At 42.2% G+C, this 13,438-nt stretch carries 14 protein-coding genes and 2 pseudogenes; 4 read left to right on the plus strand and 12 right to left on the minus strand.

The window, feature by feature from the left end; translation table 11 throughout:
* The 3 genes from C6H66_RS26975 to C6H66_RS19520 form a co-directional block, all read left to right on the plus strand.
* Nucleotides 1–161: helix-turn-helix transcriptional regulator (locus C6H66_RS26975; RefSeq protein WP_422615623.1), on the plus strand; the 161-nt coding region annotated here is incomplete at its 5' end.
* 297 nt (nucleotides 162–458) lie between these two features.
* Nucleotides 459–1,181 (plus strand): helix-turn-helix transcriptional regulator, encoded by a 723-nt coding sequence (locus tag C6H66_RS19515; protein ID WP_105396452.1) that lies wholly within the window; start codon nucleotides 459–461, stop codon nucleotides 1,179–1,181.
* Between the two features lie 159 nt (nucleotides 1,182–1,340).
* Complete coding sequence (locus tag C6H66_RS19520; RefSeq protein WP_105396453.1) at nucleotides 1,341–2,063, plus strand: helix-turn-helix transcriptional regulator; 723 nt, start codon at nucleotides 1,341–1,343, stop codon at nucleotides 2,061–2,063.
* Between the two features lie 262 nt (nucleotides 2,064–2,325).
* On the opposite strand, the gene C6H66_RS27730 is transcribed toward C6H66_RS19520, so the two are convergent.
* Together C6H66_RS27730 and C6H66_RS27735 are read right to left on the minus strand one after the other, a co-directional pair.
* Nucleotides 2,326–2,583, minus strand: a complete 258-nt coding sequence (locus C6H66_RS27730; RefSeq protein WP_235319389.1) for a hypothetical protein — start codon at nucleotides 2,581–2,583, stop codon at nucleotides 2,326–2,328.
* A gap of 40 nt (nucleotides 2,584–2,623) precedes the next feature.
* The gene (locus tag C6H66_RS27735) at nucleotides 2,624–3,061 is read right to left on the minus strand and encodes a KilA-N domain-containing protein (protein WP_248000740.1); all 438 of its coding nucleotides are present in this window, start codon (nucleotides 3,059–3,061) and stop codon (nucleotides 2,624–2,626) included.
* A 355-nt stretch (nucleotides 3,062–3,416) separates the two neighbouring features.
* On the opposite strand from C6H66_RS27735, the pseudogene C6H66_RS26990 reads away from it, so the two are divergent.
* A pseudogene (locus tag C6H66_RS26990) lies at nucleotides 3,417–3,568 on the plus strand (helix-turn-helix transcriptional regulator); the annotation flags it as partial.
* Between the two features lie 332 nt (nucleotides 3,569–3,900).
* Here C6H66_RS26990 and C6H66_RS19540 read toward each other — a convergent pair.
* The 10 genes and pseudogenes from C6H66_RS19540 to mazG all read right to left on the minus strand — a co-directional run bounded on the left by C6H66_RS19540 (nucleotide 3,901) and on the right by mazG (nucleotide 13,417).
* Nucleotides 3,901–4,110: a helix-turn-helix domain-containing protein gene (locus C6H66_RS19540; RefSeq protein WP_036808528.1), complete on the minus strand. Its 210-nt coding sequence runs from the start codon at nucleotides 4,108–4,110 to the stop codon at nucleotides 3,901–3,903.
* Between the two features lie 432 nt (nucleotides 4,111–4,542).
* Nucleotides 4,543–5,736 carry an MFS transporter gene (locus C6H66_RS19545; protein ID WP_105396454.1) on the minus strand — a complete coding sequence of 398 codons (1,194 nt, stop codon included), beginning with the start codon at nucleotides 5,734–5,736 and terminating at the stop codon, nucleotides 4,543–4,545.
* 22 nt (nucleotides 5,737–5,758) lie between these two features.
* A pseudogene (locus tag C6H66_RS19550) lies at nucleotides 5,759–6,940 on the minus strand (cysteine desulfurase family protein).
* Between the two features lie 59 nt (nucleotides 6,941–6,999).
* Nucleotides 7,000–7,707, minus strand: a complete 708-nt coding sequence (locus C6H66_RS19555) for a hypothetical protein (protein ID WP_036808530.1) — start codon at nucleotides 7,705–7,707, stop codon at nucleotides 7,000–7,002.
* 822 nt (nucleotides 7,708–8,529) lie between these two features.
* Complete coding sequence (locus C6H66_RS19560; protein WP_181150247.1) at nucleotides 8,530–8,718, minus strand: type II toxin-antitoxin system RelE/ParE family toxin; 189 nt, start codon at nucleotides 8,716–8,718, stop codon at nucleotides 8,530–8,532.
* Between the two features lie 82 nt (nucleotides 8,719–8,800).
* Nucleotides 8,801–8,956, minus strand: a complete 156-nt coding sequence (locus tag C6H66_RS27000; protein ID WP_052739485.1) for a type II toxin-antitoxin system RelB/DinJ family antitoxin — start codon at nucleotides 8,954–8,956, stop codon at nucleotides 8,801–8,803.
* A 181-nt stretch (nucleotides 8,957–9,137) separates the two neighbouring features.
* Nucleotides 9,138–9,284 carry a hypothetical protein gene (locus C6H66_RS26115; protein ID WP_160297028.1) on the minus strand — a complete coding sequence of 49 codons (147 nt, stop codon included), beginning with the start codon at nucleotides 9,282–9,284 and terminating at the stop codon, nucleotides 9,138–9,140.
* Between the two features lie 114 nt (nucleotides 9,285–9,398).
* Nucleotides 9,399–10,700, minus strand: a complete 1,302-nt coding sequence (gene eno / locus C6H66_RS19570; protein WP_105396456.1) for a phosphopyruvate hydratase — start codon at nucleotides 10,698–10,700, stop codon at nucleotides 9,399–9,401.
* A 72-nt stretch (nucleotides 10,701–10,772) separates the two neighbouring features.
* Nucleotides 10,773–12,410: a glutamine hydrolyzing CTP synthase gene (gene pyrG, locus C6H66_RS19575; RefSeq protein WP_046396912.1), complete on the minus strand. Its 1,638-nt coding sequence runs from the start codon at nucleotides 12,408–12,410 to the stop codon at nucleotides 10,773–10,775.
* A 221-nt stretch (nucleotides 12,411–12,631) separates the two neighbouring features.
* Complete coding sequence (mazG, locus tag C6H66_RS19580; protein WP_105396457.1) at nucleotides 12,632–13,417, minus strand: nucleoside triphosphate pyrophosphohydrolase; 786 nt, start codon at nucleotides 13,415–13,417, stop codon at nucleotides 12,632–12,634.
* Nucleotides 13,418–13,438 lie beyond the last annotated feature (21 nt).

The following is a 13,438-nucleotide window of genomic DNA, read 5'->3' on the forward strand; positions in this document are numbered from 1 at the left end:
ATATTACCTATAGAACGGTACAAAGCAGGCTACATATCATTTATCAGAAAATAGGAATAAATTCATTAAGCCAGTTAAAAGAATATTGCAGGGGTAAGGGATATGATAACTATGCTCCTACTCGATTTATTAACACGAATCCCTATATACCTCTAGTATAACAATGAACTACACATTCTATTAGGGTTCTGCTTGGCAGAACCTTAAGCCTTGTTTCTCTCACATTCTATCCAGCATATTTCACATTGCAATTATTCATTAAAAACATAATTAATAATAAAAATTTTACACAATATAGAATATTAGTATATTGAAGATGATTACAGGAAACTGCTCCTCTGTAAAATCATCCGCACCAAATAGGTGCCCAGAAACTCATAAATATAATTATCCATTGTGTCGTAAAAGTGATAATTTTACATGGAAGTTTTTACAGTTTAATCATGATAGGTGAAATTATGAAAGATAACACTATGAGTTTCTCTGTAAACAAAGATCTGGATGTTCATTCAAAAAGCTTTGACGCCTTCATTTCATATATGGAAAACAGCAACGATTTTTGGGCTATAAAAGACAGGGAACATCGATTCGTCTATGCCAATGATACTATGATTTATTACAGCGGTCTTCCTAAGGGTTTTAGCATAGAAGGGAGACTTGTTAGTGAGTGTCCAGCTCCGTGGTCTGAGCTTGAAGATATTGTACATGCTAGTGATGGCAATGTAATGACGAGTCAAAAGACCATTCCGGTACTAAACACCTTCATTTACGGCGGGAGAGAAAAAATAATCCAACCATTTTTGGTCAATGTTACACCACTAATGAAGGATGGAGAATGTATTGGGGTTGTGGGGCACGGTAAAAAACTTGAAATTTATTCCATGTATCATTTTGAAAACAACAGGCATCCTGAATCATTATCATTTGGCAATCCAACTGAGATTTTTACAGATAGAGAGTTCGATATAGTATTTTTCGCTTTGCAATCACTCAGTGCTAAAGATATAGCTAAAAAATTAGGTATTTCATATAGAACAGTACAAAGCAGGCTACATGTCATTTACCAGAAAATAGGGATAAATTCATTAAACCAGTTAAAAGAATATTGCAGGGGTAAAGGATATAATAACTATGCTCCTACCCGATTTATTAACCCTAATCCCTTTATACCTCTGGCATAACAATGCACAGTATTGCTGTCGTTACTATACCATTAGGGTTCTGTCTAAACAGAATCCTATGCGCCGACCAAAACTCGCTTAACAACGCGAAAAAGTTTTATGGGATACCTCACATGGACGTTATCACGGTTTTACAGTTCAATCATGATGGGTGAAATTATGAAAGATAACACGATGAGTTTCTCTGTAAACAAAGATCTGGATATTCATTCAGAAAACTTTGATGCTTTCATTTCGTACATGGAAAACAGCAATGATGTTTGGGTTATAAAAGACAAGGAACATAGATTCATCTATGCCAATGATACTATGATTTATTACAGCGGTCTTCCTAAAGGTTTTAATATAGAAGGGAGGCTTGATGGCGAGTGTCCAGCGCCGTGGTCTGAGTTTGAAAGTATTATACAAGCTAATGATAACAATGTAATGATGAGTCAAAAGACCATTCCGGTACTACACACCTTCACTTATGTCGGAAAAGAAAAAATAATCCAACCATTTCTGGTCAATGTTACACCTCTCATGAAGGATGGAGAATGCATTGGGATTGTGTCGCACGGCAAAAAACTTGAAATTTATTCCATGTATCATTTTGAAAACAACATTCATCCAGAGTCATTAACTTTTGGCAAACCAACTGATTTATTTACCGACAGAGAGTTCGATATAGTATTTTTTGCGTTGCAATCTCTAAGCGCTAAAGACATAGCGAGAAAATTAGGTATCACATATAGAACAGTACAAAGCAGGCTACATATCATTTATCAGAAAATAGGGATAAACTCATTAAGCCAGTTAAAGGAATATTGCAGGGGTAAGGGATATGATAACTATGCCCCTACCCGATTTATTAACCCGAATCCCTATATACCTCTAGCGTAATAATGCACAATATGGCTATTTCTGCCCATCCCCCGATATGGGTCAAAGTTGGAAGTGACTGCTCCACGCCGTAAAGAGGATGTCGCAAAAGCCAGACCGCTAATATCCCCATCCGTACAGGGTAAGGGTTTACGGCGGTTTTTGCTAAGATTCTAATGCTTGCTTTCCATGCTCTCTAAACTCTCCATCAGATCCAACATATTTATATAATGCTTGCCTGCCGATCCCAAGCTCCTCACACAATTCAGAGACACTACAGTTGCTACTTTAATTGCTTCAACTTATCAATGGATTTGTTTTCTATAAGAATCTTCATTTGGTTGACGGCGACGTTATTAAGCTTTTGAAATCTATCGTTTGCTGGTACTCCTTGCTCAATAAGTTCAGCATTGAAGCTTTCTAGATTGGACAGCACTACAAGCTGCTCTAGCGTAGCATAATCTCGTATATTGCCTTTTAGATCCGGATTTTCTTTGCGCCAGTCACTGGCAGTTTTACTGAACAAAGCCAGATTAAGCATATCGGCCTCATTGGCGTAGACAAAGTTTTTCGCTTTCGGGTTAAGCTCCAAGGTGGGAATAATGTTTGAGCCGTTGGAATTCTTTTAACAAATACAACTTAAACTCTGCACTGATCCAGGAAGCAAACTCGAAAGCAATATCCTGATGCGCATAGGTTCCGCCATATCTGCCAGATTTCGATATGATCCCGATTGCATTGGTGGCTGTGATCCAGCGTTTCGGCGTAAGAGAGAAACTGTTTGACCCGGCTTCATTTTTAAACCCATCGAATTCGATGGAATTAAAATCCGAATTATGCAACTGCTCCCAAAGACCAATAAACTCAATAGTACTGCGATTACGCATCCAGTTTTGCAAGATGTAATCGCTACGATCCCCATCTTTGTACTTAGCAATGTCAGATAAGGATATATAGTCATCCTGTTTATCGGAGAATACGGATACTTTTACACCTCGAACATCAATTTTCTGTGCCATCTGTCTTCCAATAGGCTTTTTGAAGTATTAATTAAACGAAGGTTTAAATGACACTCTAGTTTTTGCCCGAATAAACATTAAAAATGTGTAATATAATCTGTATATTAATCTATGTCCATTAAATGAAATAAAAAAATAGAATGAATGATGCCCTCAACATAACCAATCCCGTCCATAAAAATAATGAATATCAATCAGCAGCACTTGGTGATCCTTACTCCGTCAGAAATCCAGAACTATTTTGGCCTCTTCCTATTTACTTTAGAGGAGCGAGAATATTATTTCATCTTATCTGTTTCTCTCACTTTCCATCCAGCATATTTCATATTGCAATTATTCATTAAAAACATAATTATATAGAACAGTACAAAGCAGGCTACATATCATTTATCAGAAAATAGGGATAAATCATTAAGCCAGTTAAAAGAATATTGTAGGGACAAGGGGCACGATAACTATGCTCCTACCCGATTTATTAACCCGAATCCCTATATACCTTTAGCATAACAATTACAGCATCGCTGTCGTTACTATGTCATTAGGGTTCTGTCAAACAGAACCCTACACCCCGTTCAAAAAATTTTGGTTTACCCACTTTTGTAATACTACGCCTATCTGGTGATCCGTGAAATCAACAGAGATATAAAGAAGAATGCCCACATAATAAAATATTAAATAATTGATGCCGAAAAAAATTAATTATGACAAACATCAAGACGTGACGTTAATAACTCTATTTTAATCTTATGATCATACCTGAAGCTTTCCACAAAACACCATGAAAGCTTCAGGTATTTAATCTCTTCTCATTAAATTTTTTTCGAGAAGTTTATTTTAATTCATTTTGAATATCTGCTTGGCCATATTTCGAAAGGCTCACAATCTAAAGCAGTAGCAATGAGCTGCTCACCTTTAGGCCACGGACGGTGCAAAGCATTTGATAAAGTGGATGATGCAAGCCCCGCCCCTCTTGAAATAGCAGATAACGACGTTCCCCGCTTTTTAAGCCCTGCAATAATATCAGCCGGGTGCCAGTCGTTTTTTACAATCATTCCTTATTCTCCTTTCAGTTTGGTTATTCAAGGTGCTATATTCATACTCTCTTTAGATTAATATTTTTATATTGTTACAGCTTTTTCCCTGAGTCCGCACTGGTGCGGAATATAAAAAATAGGTGTACTAAGACGTTAAACTCCGCTAAGTACAGCCAAATATTCTCCGAATAGGAACATGTTACATCTAACAGCTAAAAGGTCATAAATGAACTTTAATTGTTAAAAAATGTTCTTTTATGGATACTAAAATGTTTAAAAAGTTTAGTTATTTTTGGAAATGTTGGAAGCGCATTAAATACATTAGCGAACATCCTAAAAAAGCGCTTCAATTACGAGGAATAACACCAATTAATACTTTATGTCCATAGAAAAATTGCTTGCACAACAGCAAAGCCAGTCGATAATTATCGACTGGCTGAATGACTGTTAACGTGCTTCATTCTGTGCCGTTAACCTGCCCTTAATGCGACAAAACCACCGTCCTCCCAATATTGCCACCATAAGTTCAAGAGAAGCTATTGCAGCTAGAGTTAGGATAAATAAAGTTTTGCCCGCGCCAACTAATATCCATCCACCGATTGCCGGAAATCCAAATATCCCCACAAAGTAGGCGACAACGAACCAGGTGAGAGCAGCATGACGATTCTCAAGCGCAGAGTCGTTTACTGCCCATGTTTGAATAACGGGATACACCAATCCATAGCCTATCCCCGTTAACATGGCCGCCACAACCTGGAACATAGGGTGAACCGGTACGCCTAGCAGGGCCAGAATGCCCATAATCAAGAATAACATCAGCGCGATGACTAATGGTGTACGGGGCATTGTCGATAAACGGCGGGCTAATAAAAGCCGCGCTACAACCACAGTCGCTGCATGTACAGCAAAGAATGTACTTGCATTTGCTTGAGTCCCTTCAACCAGCGAACTCTGGAACGACATCATTCCAGAAAATACGCCACCTCCCAGCCCCACCATGATAATGGGACGGATCGCACTACTTGCAGCAATCTTGGTTATTTTTCTCACCCAAGGTCTCAGTGATAACTCCCGTTGACCATGCGGCTCCTTGATCCCAAAGGTCGCCAGAAGTAGGGAGGCGAGGATGCCAATGACGCCAACAAAGAGAAACGTTGTTTGTATGGGCACTCCTGCCTGTTCAACCGCTGCGGCAAGGAGGATGGGACTGCCGCAAATCCCAGCCATTTGAAACGCGCTGAAGCGAGTAAACCAGTGCCCCCTGTCAGCATCAGTAACACGTTCCGACAATGCCATAGGCCCACTGATATAGAACATTCCCCAACCGAGTCCAATCAAGAACGCTGCGATACGCGGGATATAACTCAGTTCACCGCTGAAACCGCCTAAAAGAAAATATCCGCAAGACATCGCCAGCGCCGCGAGGGCTGCAAGGCGTGATGCTTCCAGTCGCCCGGCAAACCATCCAACCAAAGGAACGCCAATCAAGGTGCCGACCAAGGCCACGCTAAGGGTCGTTCCAGTATCAATGTCACTCCCCCCTTGTGACCGAAAATACGCGGAAATAAGAAAGGTGGCGCCATATCCCCCCGCAGTGAACAGGGTTCCGAACAGGAGAAAAAGTGCCGACATTGTTCGCATGAGTCAAACTCCATCTTAATTATTACAGGACGCCGAATGGCTTTGGCGCCATCGACCTCAATTTATTCACCGCTTTTTGTAGACGTAGACAAACATACCGTATCTCGTCCTCGTCATTAAATCTGCCCAGTCCGAAGCGCACACTGGCTTGAGCCTGAGCATCGTTGAGTCCTATTGCTTTCAATACATGTGATGGCGCCCTGTTAGCGGATGTACATGCAGACCCAGAGGACAACGCGACTTCGGAAAGCTCCAGCAAAAGCGAATCAGCATCCAAGCCGTTGAAGGAGACATTTAACAGACCGGGAAGGCATTCGATGAGATGACCATTTATCCGAACGTCAGCCACATTCTCGATAATATACGACCGAAGCAAATCCCTTAAATAACGTAACCTCATCGACTCATCAGGCAAGTTTTTAACAGACAGCTCGACGGCGCGCCCAAAGCCGACTATCCCCGGAACGTTAAGGGTTCCAGAGCGTAAGCCTCGCTCATGTCCCCCGCCGACGATGAGAGGAGCGAGTGCTATATTCTTATTGCGTGAATCGATATAAAGTGCCCCGACCCCCTTTGGCCCATATATTTTGTGCGCGGAAAATGAGGCAAGGCTTATATTCATACGCTGTACATCAAATTTTATTTTGCCAAGCGCTTGCGTGGCGTCTGTATGAAAAGGAATGTCACATTCCTTACAGATCGCGCCTATCTCCTCAATTTTTTGTATTGAACCAATCTCATTGTTAGCGGCCATAATCGAAACGAGATAGGTATCATCTCTTATTGCACGAGATATTAAGTCTGGGGATACAATGCCGTCGCTTTACGGCGGTAAATAAGTCACCTCCGTTCCCATTGATTCGAGCCTACTGCAACAATCAAGAACAGCCTTGTGCTCAATTGTCGATGTGATGACATGCCCCTTTTTGCCCCGATGTTGAAGGCCCGCGATTGCAAGATTGTTCGACTCGGTGGAGCCAGACGTGAATATAATATCGGAATGACTCGTCGCATTTATCAATGTTGATATCACTTTTCTTGCATTATCAACAGCCTCCATCGCTTTCCACCCAAATGCATGGTTATTACTGGCAGCATTCCCATAAGCGCAGGTGAAATAGGGCATCATAGTTTGAAGCACATCGGGATCTAATGGCGTTGTAGCATTGTTATCCAAATATATCGGCCGAGTTAAGTTGTACATAATGTTCCCCCTTAACAAACAAAGATGAAATTATTTTTTTATTATCTTGACTATATTTACTAAGCAGTAACTACATCGCCTTTACTCACCTCCCCCTCTTCATTAACAAGATTAAGACGAATGGCAGTTGAAACTCCGAGCATGTGGCTGAGTTGCAGCCCACGCACATATGCCAAAGCTCTCGACCAAGCGCAGTCCTCAAAGAATACCTCCAGAATAGCGTCTGAGCCTTTGTGATCACCTGCGGCTTTCTCAAAATATTCCTTCGTAATTGCCGCACAGGTGAGTTTCTGAGTTGGCTCTTCGTAAGAAGTATCTGATGTCGACGGTTTGCCGTCAGCAAGGTTTTTGGACACCATCCGTCGAGTGATAATTTCGGGTATTTCCCCAGAGGCTAGGATGTGGACAAGGTGTTGCCTGGCTGAATCTTCGTGAATAACACGTATTTCACTGAGAGGAATCTGATATTTTTCTGCTACAGGTAAGAAGATATTCCTGATCGAAGCGTGGAGATGACTCAGGCGGGGGTTCCGTTTTTGAGAATTAGTCAGGTTCTCTATCAGGAACTGGAGGCGAAATATCCCATGATGATCGAACGCCACGGATATCCTCGGTAATTGGCCGCATTCATCTTGGCTTCGCTTGGCGAATATCAGAGCAGCCTCAAAAGCTTTCAACTGAGCTTCGATAACTATTTTACTATCCTCATTAAGATAAACTCGTGAATTCCCTGCCAGTATGCTTACGTTAGTTTCTCGCTGATTCATTTTCATCAATATCCTTTTCCAAGATGGATCGTATATATAAAAGATGACCACAAAGATTCATTAATTTTTGGATCAAGGGACTTTCTTAAAGAGTGGTTGATATAACGCATGGAAAATAAGGTGATCTTTAATAATTTCACATACGCTAAATACCGTTCTCTCTTACGGCCCCTGTTATAAAATAAGTATGTTTGATATCAGGCAAGGGTATAATTCCCATAAAAGAAGTTGGGTAAAGATTAACGTGTCTTTTTTATTAAAAAATAGATCTTCGTCTTGTTTAAATGTTTTTTCTTTTTAACCTTGCAACCGTGGTTCTAAGCCCGACCATCGGACATCATCTAGCTCTCAGCTTATCGGGTAATTCTGTCACACCAATACAAGGCTCTAATTGCCAAGTATGGATATATCCGAACTATTGTTGAGACAGCTAACTAAAATCCGTTATATCAAGGTAAATCTTCTCAGCAACATTAAGGAGGGGATTCTCGCTATTAATCCATCGGCGAAAAGTTTCACATGTGAAAACATAGCTACACCGACTGCCTCAGGAAAACTCAAAAATTGACGTTGTAGAAGTTATCGGGTTATTACCCTTATGAAAGAGGGCTTTATCCCTCCTGTCAGACCGCCGGCACAATACAGTATCGCAGCTAAAGCTGGTGGTTTTAGCCTTTCATTTGGAAGAATAAAATTATTTCAGGTTTGTCATGCTCAAACATCAACCTATTACACACAGCTCAACTTAATTCTTTCTCTTCGAATCACAGTTAGCTCTCCGCTCAACAAACACATTTAAAAAATCAATCACTTATCCTCTTACTATCCGAATAAATCAGCATGGCTACCAACTCGATACAATATCAATTCAGTGTCCGTACGTCGATAAATCAGAAGTAAATCCAGCGCTCCATGACATTCCAAATAACCAATATAGTTACCGTTCAGGCGGTGTACTTTATACTTCGGTGGTAATGGCTGGCTGGTTTGCAAAAGCGCAAGGGTTTTCATAATGATTTCTTGCGCTTTTTATTGTTGACGTACTTTTTGGCATCCTTTTTAAATCGGCTCTGATAAACGAAAATCAGCACTGTTACCAACCTAAATCACTTTTTAATTCATCAAGCGTGTTGGCACGGTGAACGCCTATCCCGTTCTCTAGATCATGAATTGCCTGTAACGTCTCGCTATTCGGTTGCAGCAACCCATCCGGCAGCCGACCTTCTGCGGCTAATCGATTAATAACCATACTTCACTTTTATATAGTAGTTGTTCCACTACCGGCAAAAGAATAAGAAACACTCAACACATCAAAACTGCCAAACAAATCAGTTCTTGCATCTGTATTCTTTGACATGCTTCTTCACTCGCTCACAAAGGGTAAAAAATTATGGTCCAATATCCGTATCAGCACATTGCATATCTCCCCCTTATTCAGGTATACCTGAACCCAGCGACACAATTCTGGAGAGCCAACGCTCATTAAAACTCTCACGTATTATTGGCGACCAACACAGCCCCACTGCAATGGCGTGCCTGGCAATGGCAGCGTCGTTACCATCGATGAGTCTACCCAACTGCGGCGAGCAGCCTTTTTATTTTCGGGGCAACGTTAACAACGGCTCGTATGTTGGTTAAGGCATTAAGGAGGGTTTTACCCCTCCTATTTAATGCTAATACTTAATTACCAATTAAGCCTGACCTTTTACTTCTTTTAAGCCATTGAAAGGTGCGCGATTACCCAAAGCTTCTTCAATACGGATCAACTGGTTGTATTTAGCAACACGATCAGAACGGCTCATAGAACCGGTTTTGATTTGGCCTGCCGCGGTACCTACTGCCAAATCAGCAATAGTCGCATCTTCTGTTTCACCGGAACGATGAGAAATGACCGCCGTGTAACCTGCGTCTTTTGCCATTTTAATCGCTGCCAGTGTTTCTGTCAGAGAACCAATCTGGTTGAATTTAATCAGAATGGAGTTAGCAATACCTTTCTCAATACCTTCTTTCAGGATATTAGTATTGGTAACAAACAGGTCGTCGCCAACCAACTGGATTTTTTCGCCCAAGACTTTTGTCTGGTAAGCAAAGCCTTCCCAGTCAGATTCATTCAATCCATCTTCGATAGAAACAATCGGGTATTTTCTGGTCAAATCTTCTAGGTAATGAGTAAACTCTTGAGAAGTGAAAGTTTTACCTTCACCTTTCAGTTCGTAGTTACCTGTTTCTGGGTTGTAGAATTCAGAAGCGGCGCAATCCATAGCCAAAGTGATATCTTTACCCAAAACATAACCAGCTTGTTCTACCGCTTCTTTAATAGCAGCTAGCGCAGCCGCATTAGATTCCAGGTTAGGCGCATAGCCTCCTTCGTCACCAACCGCAGTGCTCATGCCTTTTGCTTTCAGAACCTTAGCCAAGCTATGGAAAACTTCAGAACCGATACGAACCGCCTCTTTCAGCGTTTTTGCTCCAATCGGTTGAATCATAAATTCCTGGATATCAACGTTGTTATCCGCGTGCTCACCACCATTGATGATGTTCATCATCGGCAACGGCATAGAGAATTTACCCGGAGTGCCATTCAATTCAGCAATGTGCTCGTACAACGGCATACCTTTCGCCGCCGCTGCCGCTTTAGCGTTAGCCAGAGAAACCGCCAGAATCGCGTTAGCACCGAATTTGGATTTATTTTCAGTACCATCCAAGTTGATCATGATTCTGTCGATGTTAGTCTGATCTTTAGCATCCTGACCGATAACTGCCTGTGCAATCGGGCCATTCACTGCATCAACAGCTTTCAATACACCTTTACCCATAAAACGGGATTTGTCACCGTCACGCAGTTCCAACGCTTCGCGAGAACCGGTAGATGCACCAGAGGGCGCAGCCGCTAAACCCACAAAACCCCCTTCCAGATGCACTTCTGCTTCTACGGTTGGGTTGCCACGGGAGTCAATGATTTCACGACCGATCACTTTAACGATTTTGGACATTAGGTTTTCCTCAGTACAAGTTACATTTCAGGTAAGTGACGGAATACTTCATACCGTCACTCACTGCACATCTTATTTGAGCTGGCCTTTCTGATATTTACCGGCGGCTTTAACAAAACCAGTAAACAACGGATGGCCATCACGAGGGGTGGAAGTAAATTCTGGGTGGAACTGACAAGCCACGAACCAAGGATGGTCTGGGATCTCAATAATTTCTACTAATTTATGGTCTACTGAACGACCCGCTACCCGCAGACCAGCGTCTTCAATACGTTTCAACAGTAAATTATTCACTTCATAACGATGACGATGACGCTCAACAATCGTATCTGCCCCATACAAGGTACGCACCAAGCTATCTTTTGTCAGGTGACATGGCTGACCACCCACACGCATCGTTCCACCAAGATCACTCTCTTCGCTACGCACTTCTAAATTACCGTCTTCATCACGCCATTCGGTGATCAGGCCAATAACCGGGAACCGGCAATCTGGCTCAAATTCTGTTGAGCTGGCTTTTTCCAAACCCGCAACATGGCGAGAAAACTCAATCAATGCCACCTGCATGCCGAGACAGATCCCCAGATAAGGGATTTTGTTCTCACGCGCATAACGGGCTGTCATGATCTTGCCTTCCACACCACGGCCACCGAAACCACCAGGAACCAGAATCGCATCCAGTCCCTTCAATAATTCAACACCACGAGTTTCAACATCCTGAGAATCAAGCAGTTTGATGTTAACCGTCAGACGATTTTTCAATCCACCGTGCTTCAATGCCTCAATCACGGATTTGTACGCATCAGGCAGTTCAACGTATTTACCCACCATCCCAATAGTGACTTCACCAGAAGGATTAGCTTCTTCGTAAATGACCTGCTCCCATTCGGACAAATTTGCTTCCGGGCAATCAAGGCTGAATCGTTTACAAATATAATCATCTAAGCCTTGAGATTTCAATAGCCCTGGGATTTTATAAATGGAATCAACGTCTTTTAGGGAGATAACCGCTTTCTCCGGCACATTACAGAAAAGAGCAATTTTTGCCCGTTCGTTAGCAGGAATGACGCGATCTGAACGACAAATCAGAATATCCGGTTGAATACCGATAGAGAGTAGTTCTTTTACCGAATGCTGAGTAGGTTTAGTTTTGACTTCGCCAGCCGCTGCCAGATAAGGCACCAGTGTCAGATGCAGATATAAAGTGTGTTCACGGCCAACTTCTACCGCCATTTGGCGAATAGCTTCCAGGAATGGCAGCGATTCGATATCACCAACAGTACCGCCAACTTCCACCAGCACCACATCATGACCTTCACCACCACTGATGATGCGATCTTTGATTTCATTGGTGATGTGAGGAATAACTTGAACGGTCGCCCCCAAATAGTCGCCACGGCGCTCTTTGCGCAGCACTTCGGAGTAAACCCGCCCCGTCGTAAAGTTATTGCGGCGAGTCATTTTAGTGCGGATAAAACGCTCATAGTGACCTAAATCGAGATCAGTTTCAGCACCGTCTTCGGTAACGAAGACCTCCCCGTGTTGAATTGGACTCATCGTACCTGGATCGACATTGATGTACGGGTCCAGTTTCATAATAGTCACATTGAGTCCACGGGCTTCGAGTATAGCCGCCAGAGAGGCTGCGGCAATGCCTTTACCCAGAGAGGATACGACCCCGCCGGTCACAAAAATATAATTAGTTTTCATGCTGAACCTGAAAGTTTAGGTTTAAAAGATGATGGATATAACCAGGACGGGAAAGCAGTATACCCGAACCTTAAATTCGCCACAAATAATCTGAACGCAATCAGGTATTTTCCACTATACTTTAACCAAGAAACTCCCCTAATTATTATTTAAATTCATTAGGTTAGTTTCTTTAAGAAAAATCTCATTACTGCAAGAAACTGAAAATCTCAGCTTTACGATTATTGCTTCTTAACCTGTTGCCACATTTGTTCCATTTCTTCCAATGTCGCTGCTTCCAAGGTTTGGCCTTGGTTCAGGATCAGTTTTTCTACTTCTCTAAATCGGCTCTCAAACTTATTGCATGCTTTTTGCAATGCAATTTCTGGCTTGTAGCCCAGATGACGCGACAAATTCACAACAGCAAATAACAGATCGCCAATCTCTTCTTCCAGATGCTGTTGATCAACAACCGCCTGATGAGCTTCATCCATCACTTCGTCGATCTCTTCGTAAACTTTGTCCAGCACCGGCCCCAAAGTATCCCAGTCAAAACCCACCGCAGCACAACGTTTCTGTATTTTATAAGCTTTCATCAATGCCGGCAGGCTTGCCGGAATGTCATCAAGGACCGAATGTAGATCTTTTTGCGCTCTTTCCTGCGCCTTACTTTTTTCCCAACCACTGATAGCCACATCACCGCTGATATCCTGCTGCTGACCGAAAATATGTGGATGGCGGCGCTCCAGTTTATCGCTAATTGCATGGCAGATATCATCAAAATCAAACAACTGTTGCTCTTTGCCCATTTCAGCATAGAACACCACCTGAAATAACAGATCGCCCAATTCTTCTTTTAGATCAGAAAAATCACCGCGCTCAATGGCATCAATGACTTCATAAGTCTCTTCTAATGTATAAGGCGCGATGGTTTTGAATGTTTGTTGTTTATCCCAAGGACATCCCTGTTGAGGGTGGCGCAACTGCGCCATAATCTCCAGTAACCGTTCTATCGCAAATGATTTCATTTTTTATCCAAATTTTCCCGC

It is taken from the genome of Photorhabdus hindustanensis (assembly GCF_002968995.1).
Lineage (GTDB): Bacteria > Pseudomonadota > Gammaproteobacteria > Enterobacterales > Enterobacteriaceae > Photorhabdus > Photorhabdus akhurstii.